Below are 11,999 nucleotides of genomic sequence, written 5' to 3'. Positions count from 1 at the left end.
ATCGTCGCCGAGGTCCCGGCGATTCCGGCGCTCACGGCGATCCTGGCGCTCACGGCGCGAACACCAGGACCCGCTCGGCCGGGACACCGATCTTCGCCGTGTCACCGGGGGCGAGGCGCTTGTCCGTCCGGAAGTACACCGGCACGCCGGTGCCCAGCCGGGCCGAGACCGACAGCTCGCGGCCGTGGTACTCGACGATCTCGACCGTCACGTCGAGGGCGTTCTCCGTCCCGGCGCCGACCACGAAGTCCTCCGGGCGGATCGCCACCTTCGCCGGGCCTTCCGTGAGCGAGCCGCGGTTCGCTCCCGTCAGGCGGATGCCGTCGCCCTCGACCGTGGCCGACGAGGCCGCGGTGGCCGTCACCGTCACGTCCAAAAGGTTGCGATAACCCATGAAGGAGGCCACATAACTGTTCACCGGCTGGGCGTACACCTCCTCCGGCGTGCCGACCTGCTGGACCGCGCCCTCGCGCAGCACCACCAGGCGGTCGGCCAAGGACAGCGCCTCCTCCTGGTCGTGGGTGACGTACACCGTGGTCAGGCCGAGCGTCTGGTGCAGGCGGCGGATCTCCATCCGCATCTCGAGCCGGAGCTTGGCGTCCAAGTTGGACAGCGGCTCGTCCATCAGCACCACGGGCGGCTCGAGCACCACCGCGCGGGCGATGGCGACGCGCTGCTGCTGGCCGCCGGAGAGCTGCGCGGGGAACTTCGCGGCGTGCTCGGTCAGCTGCACCAGGCGGAGCGCTTCGTCGACGCGGCGGCGGGCGTCGGCGCGGCCGACCTTGCGCATCTTGAGGCCGAAGCCGACGTTGGCGCGGACGGACATGTGCGGGAACAGCGCGTAGTTCTGGAACACCATCCCGAACCCGCGCTGCTCCGGCGGCTGCCCGTCGATGCGGGTGTCGTCGAGCCAGATGCTGCCCGCCGTCAGGGGCAGCAGGCCGGCCAGGCAGTTCAGTGCCGTCGACTTGCCGCAGCCGGACGGGCCGAGCAGGGCCACGAACTCGCCTCTGGCGATGGCGAGGTCGAGGCCGCGCAGGGCGTTCGCGGTGCCGAAACTGCGCGAGACGCCGTCCAGCCGCAGCTGCCCGAAGGTCACTTCTTCCCGACCTTCGAGCCGCCGACCAGCTGGTTCCACTTGTCGAACGCCTTGACCTGCTGCTCGGCGGGCAGCGACGTCTCCTTGGGGTACTGGGCGATCCACTGCTCGTACTCCGGGCGCCCGAACTGCTTGATCGTGTCCTGGCTCTTCTGCGGCGCCATCTGCAGGGTGACGTCCTTAACCGCCGGGCCGGGGTAGAAGTACCCGTCGTCGTAGGCGATCGCCTGCTGGTCCGGCTTGAGCATCCACGCGACCAGCTGCAGGATCGCCGACTGCTGGTCGGGCGAAAGACCCTTGGGGATCAGGGCGTACTGGGCGTCGGTGACCCAGTGCATCGGCTGCATGATCGCGGTCTTGACCGTGTTCGGCACGGTGCCGAGCTTGCGCGGGTTGATGTCCCAGCCGGTGGTCGACATGATCATGTCCACCGCGCCGGACGCGAGGTTCTTCATCGTCTCCGTGGTGCCCGACGGGTAGTACTTCACGTACTTGCCGAGCTCCTGCAGGAACGCCCAGGTCTTGTCCCAGCCCTTGTCCGGGTCCTTCGGGTCCTTGTCGCCCAGCAAGTACGGCAGGCCCATCAGGAACGTCCGGCCCGGGCCGGAGTTCGACGGCTGGGCGTACTGGAACTTCTCCGGGTGCGCCTTCGCCCAGTCGAGCAGCTCCTGCGGGGACGCGGGGGCGGCGGGCACCGCGCCGGGGTTGAACTCGAGGAGCGGGCCCGAGGGGTAGTAGACGACCTCGACGCCGTAGCCGTTGGCCAGCTCCTGCATCTTCGCCGCGGGTTCCTGGTAGTTCTGCATCAGGTTCGGGAACCGGCTCGAGAAGTCCGGCAGGACCTTCGCCAGGGTGCCGTTCGCGATGCCGGCGGAAAGGCCGTCGGTCCCGCTCAGCACCAGGTGGGTCTGGGCGACGCCGCCGTCCTGTTCGGCCTTCAGCTTGCCCGCCATGCTCGGCGCGGGCGCCGTCGAATAGGTGACCTTCGCGAGCACTTCCGGGTGCGCGGCCTTGAAGTTCTCGATCATCTGCTTGGTGAGCTGCAGGTTGCCCGCGACGTCCAGGATGTTCAGCTCGACCGGCTTGCTCGGTTTGTCCGGCACGGCCTGGGGAGCCGCGGTCTGGCCGCCGTCGCCGCCGGGCGCTCCGCAGGCCGCCAGACCCGCGGCGAGTCCCACCGCCAGCACCACTCGTCGGAATCGGAAGCTGGTGCAACGCTGCATGGCTGCCCCCTAGGTCCGTGATAATGTTGTATGTCGCATCGTATATCAGATCGGACATGCCAGTGGCGAGCACTTCTTCGGCCCGGAGGCCGCCGCCGCCCGTTTCGCGGACGGATTTCGTGCGTGACGCCATCAAGGAAGCGATCTTGAGCGGGGAGTTCGGGCCGGGCGAAACGCTCGTCGAATCCGAGGTCGGCGCCCTGCTCGGGGTGTCGAAGACGCCGGTGCGCGAGGCACTGCGGATCCTGGCCGGTTCCGGTTTGGTCACGATGAGCACGTACAAGGGGGCTTCGGTCCGGGTCATGGACGCCGAGAGCGCGTACGCGGTGTACGACCTGCGCGCGCTGCTGGAGCCCGAAGCCGTCCGGCGGGCGGTCGAGCGGGGCGCGGACTTCGGGGAAGCGCGGCAGGTGCTGGCCGGGGTCGAGACCGGCGCGGCGGCCGGCGACCGCGCGAAGGCCAGCCTGACGAACCGGCTGTTCCACCGAGCGCTCTACGCCGGGTGCGGGAACCCGCTGCTGGTCGAGGTCCTCGACGGCCTGCGCGACCAGGCCGCGCTGATCACCGTCACGGGCTGGGGCATCAGCCCCACCTGGCAGGGCGAAGCGGCCGAGCACCGGGCGATCTTGAACGCCGCCGAGAGCGGCAACGCCCGGCAGACCGAACACCTGCTGCGCAAGCACATCACCGATTTCATCGACCGGGTCGCCCTCGGGCTGCCCGGCGAGCGCACCACCGAGACCGGCGATCCGAAGGGGGCCCGATGACGTTCGAGGAGCAGAGGCGGCGGCTTTCCGGGGTGGTGGCCATCCCGGTCACGCCGTTCGACGCCGAGGGCGCCGTCGACGGCCAGACGTACGCGAAGCTGGTGGACCGGCTGATCACCGGCGGCATCGAGGTCGTGACGCCGAACGGCAACACCGGCGAGTTCTACGCACTCGACGCGAACGAAGCCCGGCACTGCCTGGAGGTCACCGTCGAAGCCGCGGCCGGCCGGGCGAGCGTGCTCGCCGGGATCGGGCACGACGTCACCTCGGCGACGCGGGCCGCGGTCCACGCGCGCGAGGCGGGCGCCGACCTGATCATGATCCACCAGCCGGTGCACCCGTACATCTCCGGCGACGGCTGGGTCGACTACCACGCGGCGATCGCCGCCGCGGTGCCGGAACTCGGCGTCGTGCTCTACGTCCGCAACCCGGCGATCGCCGGCGAGCAGCTGCGCGCGCTCGGCGAGGCGGCGCCCAACGTCATCGGCGTGAAGTACGCGGTGCCGGATCCGGTGCGCTTCGCCTCGGTCGCCCGCGACGCGGGCTTCGAGCGGTTCGTGTGGATCGCGGGCCTGGCGGAGCTCTCCGCGCCCGGCTACTTCGCGGTCGGCGCCACCGGCTTCACCTCCGGCCTGGTGAACGTCGACCCGGCGATCTCACTGGAGATGTTCCACGCACTGTCCACAGCGGACTACCCGGCGGCGATGACCGTCTGGGAGCGGATCCGGCCGTTCGAGGAGCTCCGCGCCGCCAACGGCAACGCGAACAACGTCAGCGTGGTCAAGGACGCGCTGGGCCAGCTGGGCCTGTGCCGCCCGGACGTCCGCCCGCCGAGCCGGTTGCTCACCGGGCCCGAGCGGGAGCAGCTCTTCGGGCTGCTGTCCTCGTGGGGGTTGTCCTAGGTGACCGAAGTTACTCGCGCGTAAAAAAGGAGTAAGCGGACAAACCAAGGCCGTCAGGACGGCATTCACGGGTGATCTCCGGGCGCGCCGGCGGGGGTGTCCTGGCGACGTCCGATCCGCCGTGATGCCCGGAGGCACCTGTGACGCTCAGCGAGCTTCTTCCCAGCCTCGGCTGCGAGGCCGCCGATCACCTCGAGCCAGGAGTCTGGCCGCGAAGCACGCGGCTCGGCGAAGACGGCGAACTCCTCTTCGCCGGCGCCGAAGTCAGTCACCTCGCCGCCCGCTTCGGGACGCCGTCCTACCTCATCGACGAGCAGCAGGTCCGCGACACCGCCCGCGAGTACCGCGAAGCGCTGCCGGACGTCGAAGTCGCGTACGCGAGCAAGGCGCTCTGCACGCGGGCCGTCCTGCGTTGGGTCGCCGAAGCGGGGTTGTCGCTCGACACCTGCTCCGCCGGCGAGATCGCCGTCGCGCGCTCGGTCGGCTTTCCCGCGGAACGCATGCTGCTGCACGGCAACGCGAAGACACCCGAAGACCTGAAGGCCGCTCTCGGCTACGGCGTCCGGCGGATCGTCGTCGACTCGCTCGACGAGATCGAGCAGCTCGGCGCGCTCGCCCACGGCTCCCAGCAGGTGATGATCCGGGTCACCCCGGGTGTCGCGGCCGGGGCGCACGCCGCCATCAGCACCGGCACCGAAGGCCAGAAGTTCGGCTTCTCCCTCCTCGACGGCGTTCCCGACAACGTCGACGCCGCCGTCGAAGCCGTGAAGAAGCAACCCGGGTTGCGACTCAACGGTCTGCACTGCCACATCGGCTCGCAAGTCTCACGCGTCGACCGGTACGAGGCGGCCGCACGGCGGATGGCCGAGGTGCTCGCCCGCATCCGCGACACCCACGGCGTCACGCTGCGGGAACTGGACCTCGGCGGCGGGCACGCGGTGCCGTACGTCGGCGGCGAACCCGCGTTCGACCTCGGCGGCTACTCACGGCGTCTGCGCGTGGCGCTCGCCTACGAGTGCGCGGCGCACGGCTTCCCCATGCCCCGCCTGACGATCGAACCCGGCCGCGCGCTCGTCGGGCCGGCCGGGATCACGGTCTACCGCGTCTGCGCGGTCAAGCGCGGCAGCCTGACGTTCGTCGCGGTCGACGGCGGCATGAGCGACAACGCGCGGCCGTCCCTCTACGGCGCCCGGTACACGACGCGCCTGGTGGGACGGCGGTCGAAGGCGAAGCGCGTCCCGATGACCGTGGTCGGCAGGCACTGCGAAGCCGGTGACGTCCTCGCCGACGGCATCAGCCTGCCCGCCGACCTCCACGCGGGCGACCTCCTGGCCGTGCCGTGCACCGGCGCTTACCACCACTCGCTGGCCTCGAACTACAACCAGGTCGGCCGGCCGCCGCTGGTCGGGGTCCGCGACGGCGTCGCGACGCTGCTGGTGCGCCGAGAGACCGAGGAAGACCTCAGCCGGCGCGACTTGGGCTGACGATCGAGTCGCCCGCCGCGCGGCGCTCCGGGGCGAAGCCCCGGGTGTGCCTGGCGCCGCACCGGATGTGCGTATGGCTGTGCGCGGGCACACAAAACCGCCTCGGAAAGCCTCGTGGATTCCCGTCCTGGCCACCGATTCCTCGGCTGAGCGTGGCGTGCACGTCGAATCGAGCGAAGCTCGCCCGGAGGTCTCGCTTTCTCGGCAGGGCTCGATACGCTGCGCACTTGACAAATCACATGCCGAAACACAGGGAGGGACGGCATGGGTGACGAAACACGTGCGCGCGCGCTGGACAATACGGACAGATCACTGATCGACCTGCTCCAGAAGGACGGCCGGGCGTCGTTCACCGCGCTCGCCAAGGCGGTCGGGCTTTCGGAGGGAGCGGTTCGCCAGCGCGTCCAGCGGCTGCTGCGCGACGACCTGATGCAGATCGTCGCGGTGACCGACCCGGTCAACGTGGATCTGACGCGCCAGGCCATGGTCGGCATCAACGTGGACGGCGTCGATCCCCGTGACGTCGCGGACAAGCTGTCCGAGCTGACGAACGTGCACTACGTCGTGCTGTGCGCCGGGCGGTACGACCTGCTGGCCGAGCTGGTCTGCCGGGACGACGACCACATGCTCGAGGTGCTCGGCGAAGAGGTGCGCAAGATCCCGGGCGTGTCCGGGACCGAGCTGTTCGTGTACCTCAAGCTGGCCAAGCAGAACTACTCCTGGGGCCGGCTCACGGCTTAGCGGTGCGGGGATGCCGGGACCGCCCCCGCCACCCCCGCGTTCGCTACCGGAACCGCCGGTGCCCGGACCTCGCGGGCACCCCGGCCTCGGTGAGGCCGGTCAGCGCCGCCGGGAGCGGATCCCGGTGCAGCACCCCGAGGCGCTGCGTGGCGCGCGTGAGCGCGACGTAGAGCTCGGCCGCGCCGCGTGGGCCCGCGGCCAGGATCCGCTCCGGTTCGACGACGAGCACGGCGTCGAACTCCAACCCTTTGGCGGCCGCGGCCGGGATCGTTCCCGGCACCCCTGGCGGCCCGAGCACCACGCTGGTGCCTTCCCGGACGGCCTCGTCGCGGACGAAGGCCTCGATGGCGTCGGCCAGCTCGTCGTCCGCCACTCGTCTGGACCACGGCCGGACCCCGCACGCGCGCACCGATTCCGGCGGCCGCACGTCCGGCGCGAACCGGGCCAGCACCGCGCCGGCGACAGTCATGATCTCCGCCGGGGTGCGGTAGTTCACGGTCAACTCGCGGTACTGCCAGCGGTCGCCGACGTACGGCGTCAGCACCGGGCCCCACGCCGTCGCCCCGGCGGCGCTGCGGCGCTGGGCGAGGTCGCCGACGATCGTGAACGACCGGCTGGGGCACCGCCGCATCAGCACCCGCCAGTCCATTTCGGACAGTTCCTGGGCTTCGTCGACGACGACGTGCCCGTACGTCCAGTCCCGGTCCGCGGCCGCCCGCTCGGCCAGGTCGCGGGTGTCCCGCTCGGCGAACCGCCCGGCCAGGTCCTCGGCGTCGAGCAGGTCCTCGGCGACCAGCGCGACGTCCTCGTCCAGCTCCTCGGCGTCCAGCTTCATCAGCTCCATTACGCCGGAGGCGTACTCGGCCTCCGCTTCCACCCGCCGGCGCGCCGCGGCGCGTTCGGCGGTGTCGTCCCGGCCGAGCAGGTCGACCAGCTCGTCGAGCAGCGGCACGTCCGACACGGTCCAGGCCGGGCCGTCCGCGCGGAACAGGGCCGGATCGGCCCCGGCGGCCTCGAGCCGGCGAGGAGACGCGTACAACGTCGCCAGCAGCGTCTCCGGCGTCAGGTACGGCCACAGGGCGTCGAGGGCGGTGGCGAGCTCTTCGTGGTCCGCGAGTTCGTCGAGCACTTCCGCGCGGAGGTCGGCCCACAGCATGCGATCCGCCCGGGTCAGCCAGCCTTCGCCGATCTTCGCGACTCCCCGCTCGGCGACGAGTGCCACCGCGCGCTCGCGGAAGACCGCGCGGGCTTCGTTGTGCGGCAACCCGGTCTCGCGCGCTTCGAGCCGGGCCTCGGCAACGAGGTCGGCGTCGAGTTCCACGACGACGTCACCCAGGTCGACCGGCACCGGCTCGTCCGGCACCTGCTGCCGGTCGGCGACGGCCGCGTCCAGCACGTCGAGGATCGCCGAAGACCCCTTGATCCGCGCCACCTCCGGCGCGTCCTCGGCGGTGACGTGCAGGCCGGGAAAGAGCCCGCCGGTGGTCCGGAAGACGACGTCCGACTCGCCCAGCGACGGCAGCACGCGGCCGATGTGGTCGAGGAACAGCGGGCTCGGCCCGACCACGAGCACGCCGCTGCGGGACATCCGCTCGCGCCGGGTGTAGAGCAGGTACGCCACCCGGTGCAGGGCGACCGCCGTCTTGCCGGTGCCGGGGCCGCCTTCGACCACCAGCACCCCGGCGTGGTCCAGGCGGATGATCTCGTCCTGCTCGGCCTGGATCGTCGCGACGATGTCCCGCATGCCCTCGCCGCGGGGCGCGTTGACGGCCGCGAGCAGCGCCGCGTCCCCGCGTTCGGTGCCGTCCGGCCGGCCGAGCACTTCATCCGTGAAATCGAGGACGCGCCGGCCCATCGTGTGGAACTGACGGCGGCGGCGCATGTTTTCCGGCGTCGCCGCGGTGGCGACGTAGAACGGCCGCGCCGCCGGTGCCCGCCAATCCAGCAGGAACGGCTCGTAGTCGTTTTCCGCGTCGAAGAGCCCGATTCGGCCGATATAGCTGGTTTCGCCCGAAAGGGCGTCCAACCGGCCGAAACAAAGCCCGTTGTCGGCGACGTCCAGCCGGGCCGCCTCCCGCGACCGGAAGCGGACGTCGTTCTCCCGTTCCCCCGGCTTCACCCCCGTCTGCCCGAGCGCGCCGCGGTACCGCGCCTGCGCCGCCGCGCGCTCGCGGTCGAGCCGCTCGTACAGCGCGGCGACGTAGGCCCGTTCTTCCCGCAATTCCTCGTCGTACCCCTGGTTTGACAAGTTCCCCTCACAGCGGTTAGACTCTTATCAGGTTCGGCGAGTTCTCCTGTTGCTTCTGGAGGGCACGCCGATTTTTTATTGTCCACCCGCTGTCAAGAGCGTCAGCCCAGCATGAATTCACGCGGGTTCAGCGGCCGGTCCACCACCCGCACGTCACCCAGCAATCCCGCGAAACTGCGGTCCACCTTGCTGTCGTACGACGACGCGCCGACCAGCCACGGGCCGCCCGGATCGGCGAGCCCGACGGCGGGCGTGGCCGGGTTCCGCACCACCGGGCAGCCGTCGACGTACATGGTCGTGCGCCTGCCGTCGTTCACCACGGCGATGTGCCACCACTTTTCGACCGGCAGCTCGTGGCCCCAGTTCGTCGAGGTCCGGTCCTGGTTCAGCGGGTACACCGCCCACTGCAGCTCGCCACCGTCCGAAAGGGACAGGGTGGCCGCCGATTCCTTCGGGTCGTCGCCGGTCTTGCCCGCGGCCGCACCGCTACCCTGCCGGGCGAACAGCCCGCACCAGCCGTGGTGGCCGTCCTTGAAGTTCGCCGGCAGCCGGAAGAACGCCTCGACGGTGTAGCCGCGCTCGAACTTCAGCTTGTTGATCGGCGCGGCGTCGACCGTGCGCAGGTAGGCGCCCCGGCTGGGATCGCGGCCGCCGTCGAACCGCAGGCTCGCCCGCGACGGCTGCCGCGGCGAGAACTCCTTCGAGTACTTCAGCGCGTCCGGCCCGCTGCCGGGCGCGGTGACGCGCGTGAGGTCGTTGCCGCGGCCGGTCTGGTCGCGCACGACGACGTCGTCCGGCACCGCCTGGCCGTCCCGCCCGCCTTCGAATCGCCAGTAGGCGACCGTGCCCGGGATCAGCAGCTGCTTCGCGGGCCGCGCGGGCGGGACCGGCACGGGCGCGAAGCCCTTGAAGCGCTCGGCGAAGTCGATCTCCATGCTGAAGTAGTCGGCCGCGCCGCTGCGCTCGACCTCCTGCCGCTGCAGCTCGCTGAGGTGGTCCTGTGCCGCGAGCCACGGCGAGAACGTCCGGACGTCGATCACGCCCCGCGCCAGGTCGAACTGGTAGAGCCGGACCATCGCGCTGCCGCCGTAGTAGCGGTCCTGGTAGTTGGCGATGTGGACGTGCACGTCGTGGCCGACGGCGTTCTTCCGGACGGTGCGCCCGGTCGGCCAGTAGTGGCCGTTGAGCGTGAGGAAGATCTGGTCGTTGCCCTGGACGAGCTCCTGCCAGACGTGCTCGCCGAACGTGGAGAACTGGGCCTGGTGGTCGTCGTCGGCCCAGACGAGCTCGTGGATGGTGAGGATGGCCGGTAGCGTCGGGTGCTGCGCGAGGACCTGCTTCGCCCAGCTCAGGCCGCCGGCCGAGGGCCGCCAGTCCAGCGCCAGCAGCAGCCACTCGCGACCGCCGCCGCGGAAGATGTGGAAGGTGTTGTAGCCGTCCTTGGACGCGCCTTTGAAGGTCGGCGAGTTGCGCTGGCGCTGCGGGCCGAACGCGTCGAGGTACGGCGACGGGCCGCGCTGGTCGTCCTTCGAGCCGTCGATGTCGTGGTTGCCCGCGAGGGTGCTGTACGGGAACCGGCAGCGGTCGAGCGCCTGGAACGACCGGCTGATCCGGGCGAACTCGTCCGCCCGGCCGTTCTGGGTGAGATCACCGAGGTGGGCGAGGAAGACAACGTTGTCGGCCTCCTCTTCGAGGACATAACGCAGCGAGGCGTCCAGCGGGGCCGCGTCACCGCGGTCCTCGTCGAACAGGTACTGCGTGTCCGGCATGACCACGAGCGTGAAGCGCGGATCTTCGGCGTCCGGCCGGTGCCGGCCGGTGGCTCCGGCGGCCGGGGCGCCGAGGACGTTAGGCAGGGTCGCCGCGGCGGCGACGGCCGGGGCGCCGAGGAGGAAGGTCCGGCGAGAAGTGTCAGTCACGGGCGGGAAGCTACGGGCGACTTCCGACCACCCCGGCAACTGCCGCCGAACACGGGATGAACAGCGGTAGTGTGCCCGCATGAGCGGCCCGCGGGTGTTCCGGTTGATCCAGCCCGTCGACGACATCGAGGTCGCCGTCGCGTTCTACGCCGCCGTCTTCGGCGACCCCGGCGAGCGCATCGCGGTCAACCGGCACTACTTCACCTGCGGCGGCGTGGTGCTGGCCTGCGTCGAGGCGCCGCTCGAACACCGTGAGCCGCGCCCGCAGCGCGACCCGCGGATCGTCTACCTCGCGGTCGAGGACGTCGAGGAGACGTTCGAGCGGGTGCGCGCCGCCGGGCCGCGCTGGGCCGACGACGCCATCGAGACGCAGTTCTGGGGCGAGCGCTCCTTCTACGCCGACGACCCGTTCGGCAACCCGCTCTGCTTCGTCCAGGAGGACACGCTCTACTTGGGCGGGCCCGTCGGCTGATCACCGTTGGCCGGGTGCATCCGGATCGGCATGACGAACCAGAGGATCCCGAAGATCAGCAGGCACAACGCGCCCAGGACCACCATCGCGATCCAGCCGTAGACGACCTTGGCGATCAGCGCGACCGTCGACGTGATGGCCAGGGCCAGGCAGACCAGCCCGACCAGCACCAGCCCGTTGCCGACGGTCAGGATCCGCTCCCGGCTACCGGTGCGGAACAGCAGCCGGTGCCACGCCGCCGGCGCGGTCAGCAGCGCCGTCGCGGCCACCGCCAGCGCGACCGCGGACAGGTGCAGCGCCTTCTCGAACCCGCTGGCGTCGTGGAACCGGTCGGTGAACACGACCGACAGCAGGAAACCGAAGAGGATCTGCACCCCGGCCTGGGCGACCCGCAGCTCCTGAAGCAGCTCGCCGAGGTTGCGCTGCAGCATCTCGTTGCGGGTTTCGCCGGTGTGTTCGGGCACGAGACGACCATAACCGGGCGCAGGGCGGTCCACCGGCTGGGAAATCCGTGACTTTCCCACCATATCGGTCACTCTTTCGAGTGATGATCACGGCTGTGCCCCCGGCGACTGGCTAAAGAGGGGAAATGCGCCTTCTTCCCGCTTTGGCCGCCGCGGCCGCCGTCGCCGTGCTCTCTCCCGGTGTCGCCGCCGCGTCGCCGTCACCAGCGCGGTTCACGACCGCGCACGGCACGTTCTCCGCCGACGCCCCGGCAGTGACGTACCGCCCCGACCTCGTCCCGCCCGGTGCCCGGGCGCACGTCTTCAGCGTTTCCGCCCCGGCCACCGGCACCACCACCCTGCTCTTCGTCACCGGCCTGCGGCCGGGGCGGGCGTACGGCGCCCACGCGCACACCCAGCCGTGCGGGGCCACCGGCGACGCCGCCGGGCCGCACTTCCAGCACGTGCCGGACCCGGTGAAGCCGTCGGTGGACCCCGCGTACGCGAACCCCCGCAACGAGATCTGGCTCGACTTCACCACCGACCGGGCCGGCACCGGCTTCGCCCGGTCCACAGTGGACTGGACGGTCACCGGCCGGCGGGCGGAGTCCGTGGTCGTCCACGAAACCCACACCCACACCGACCCCGGCCACGCGGGCACGGCAGGCGCCCGGCTCGCTTGCCTCGACGTCGGTTTCTGA

The 11,999-nt window shown here is 71.0% G+C and carries 11 protein-coding genes; 6 read left to right on the top strand and 5 right to left on the bottom strand.

Going from position 1 to position 11,999, the window contains the following annotated elements:
* Positions 1-49: 49 nt before the first annotated feature.
* Complete coding sequence (locus ACWED2_RS19415) at positions 50-1,099, bottom strand: ABC transporter ATP-binding protein (RefSeq protein ID WP_449691868.1); 1,050 nt, start codon at positions 1,097-1,099, stop codon at positions 50-52.
* Positions 1,096-2,277, bottom strand: a complete 1,182-nt coding sequence (locus ACWED2_RS19410; RefSeq protein ID WP_449691867.1) for an extracellular solute-binding protein — start codon at positions 2,275-2,277, stop codon at positions 1,096-1,098. Before ACWED2_RS19410 ends, ACWED2_RS19415 begins: the two co-directional genes overlap by 4 nt.
* A gap of 107 nt (positions 2,278-2,384) precedes the next feature.
* Between ACWED2_RS19410 and ACWED2_RS19405 the strand changes: the two genes are divergently transcribed.
* From ACWED2_RS19405 to ACWED2_RS19390, 4 genes are all read left to right on the top strand, one after another.
* On the top strand, positions 2,385-3,089 hold the full coding sequence (locus ACWED2_RS19405) for a GntR family transcriptional regulator (RefSeq protein ID WP_449691954.1): 705 nt from the start codon (positions 2,385-2,387) through the stop codon (positions 3,087-3,089).
* Positions 3,086-3,991 carry a dihydrodipicolinate synthase family protein gene (locus ACWED2_RS19400; RefSeq protein ID WP_449691866.1) on the top strand — a complete coding sequence of 302 codons (906 nt, stop codon included), beginning with the start codon at positions 3,086-3,088 and terminating at the stop codon, positions 3,989-3,991. The genes ACWED2_RS19405 and ACWED2_RS19400 overlap by 4 nt, the downstream gene beginning before the upstream one ends.
* Before the next feature lie 140 nt (positions 3,992-4,131).
* Entirely contained in the window at positions 4,132-5,475 is a 1,344-nt protein-coding gene (gene lysA, locus ACWED2_RS19395; RefSeq protein ID WP_449691865.1) for a diaminopimelate decarboxylase, read from the top strand.
* A gap of 264 nt (positions 5,476-5,739) precedes the next feature.
* Positions 5,740-6,216 carry an Lrp/AsnC family transcriptional regulator gene (locus ACWED2_RS19390; protein WP_410563482.1) on the top strand — a complete coding sequence of 159 codons (477 nt, stop codon included), beginning with the start codon at positions 5,740-5,742 and terminating at the stop codon, positions 6,214-6,216.
* Positions 6,217-6,259: 43 nt separating this feature from the next.
* On the opposite strand, the gene helR is transcribed toward ACWED2_RS19390, so the two are convergent.
* Both helR and ACWED2_RS19380 read right to left on the bottom strand, forming a co-directional pair.
* On the bottom strand, positions 6,260-8,464 hold the full coding sequence (gene helR / locus ACWED2_RS19385) for an RNA polymerase recycling motor ATPase HelR (RefSeq protein ID WP_449691864.1): 2,205 nt from the start codon (positions 8,462-8,464) through the stop codon (positions 6,260-6,262).
* Between the two features lie 101 nt (positions 8,465-8,565).
* Positions 8,566-10,383 carry a LamG-like jellyroll fold domain-containing protein gene (locus tag ACWED2_RS19380; RefSeq protein ID WP_449691863.1) on the bottom strand — a complete coding sequence of 606 codons (1,818 nt, stop codon included), beginning with the start codon at positions 10,381-10,383 and terminating at the stop codon, positions 8,566-8,568.
* Positions 10,384-10,462: 79 nt separating this feature from the next.
* Between ACWED2_RS19380 and ACWED2_RS19375 the strand changes: the two genes are divergently transcribed.
* The gene (locus ACWED2_RS19375; RefSeq protein ID WP_013230691.1) at positions 10,463-10,855 is read left to right on the top strand and encodes a VOC family protein; all 393 of its coding nucleotides are present in this window, start codon (positions 10,463-10,465) and stop codon (positions 10,853-10,855) included.
* Here ACWED2_RS19375 and ACWED2_RS19370 read toward each other — a convergent pair.
* Positions 10,831-11,319 carry a DUF6328 family protein gene (locus ACWED2_RS19370; RefSeq protein ID WP_449691862.1) on the bottom strand — a complete coding sequence of 163 codons (489 nt, stop codon included), beginning with the start codon at positions 11,317-11,319 and terminating at the stop codon, positions 10,831-10,833. The two genes, ACWED2_RS19375 and ACWED2_RS19370, sit on opposite strands and share 25 nt — an antisense overlap.
* Before the next feature lie 125 nt (positions 11,320-11,444).
* Between ACWED2_RS19370 and ACWED2_RS19365 the strand changes: the two genes are divergently transcribed.
* Complete coding sequence (locus ACWED2_RS19365) at positions 11,445-11,999, top strand: superoxide dismutase (RefSeq protein WP_449691861.1); 555 nt, start codon at positions 11,445-11,447, stop codon at positions 11,997-11,999.

This window comes from Amycolatopsis sp. NPDC005003 (assembly GCF_053600695.1).
The sequence above is the reverse complement of the archived record's forward strand: the minus strand, read 5'-3'. Positions and strand labels throughout refer to the sequence as shown.